Origin of the sequence: Romboutsia sp. 13368 (assembly GCF_018336475.1) — a bacterium.
Taxonomy (GTDB): domain Bacteria; phylum Bacillota; class Clostridia; order Peptostreptococcales; family Peptostreptococcaceae; genus Romboutsia.
In genome coordinates, this window is sequence record NZ_CP048741.1 from 544,830 (window position 1) to 545,306 (window position 477).

General features: G+C 22.9%; 1 protein-coding gene. It reads right to left on the bottom strand.

Features of this window, described 5'->3' with window-relative positions; genetic code table 11:
- Positions 1 to 362: CapA family protein (locus tag G3997_RS02315; protein WP_296647462.1), on the bottom strand; the 362-nt coding region annotated here is incomplete at its 3' end.
- Between the last annotated feature and the right edge of the window lie 115 nt (positions 363 to 477).

Genomic DNA, 477 nt, shown 5'->3' on the forward strand with positions numbered 1-477 from the left:
TTATATGGTATGGTACCACCTGCTAGAGTGGTTTCTAAATTAGCTATAGCTAAATCAGCTTTTTGTATATATTTTGATACATAATTATAATTGTTATCAAATGAATAGGTATTTGTTTTAGGATCGTGTTGAGCATTGAGTTGAGGTGCATGAGCCATAACATCTCCTATCGCATTTAAATTAACTGTATGAACTTTATCAGTTGATGAAGGTTTAGAAACTTGTTCATACTTAACTACCTTATTATTGCTATGAAATGATTTAAAACTAATAAATAAAATAATTAAAGATAATGAAAATATAATAATTAATTTAAACTTATTTTTTATTTTTCTTTTTTTATTTCTACTACATCTCCCCATTAAAAATTATCCCCCCTATATAATGATATTTTAGTTAATTATAATAAAATATTCAATTACAAATTAAATAAAAATGTATATAAAGTGATTATTAATGACAATACTTACAAAAAAA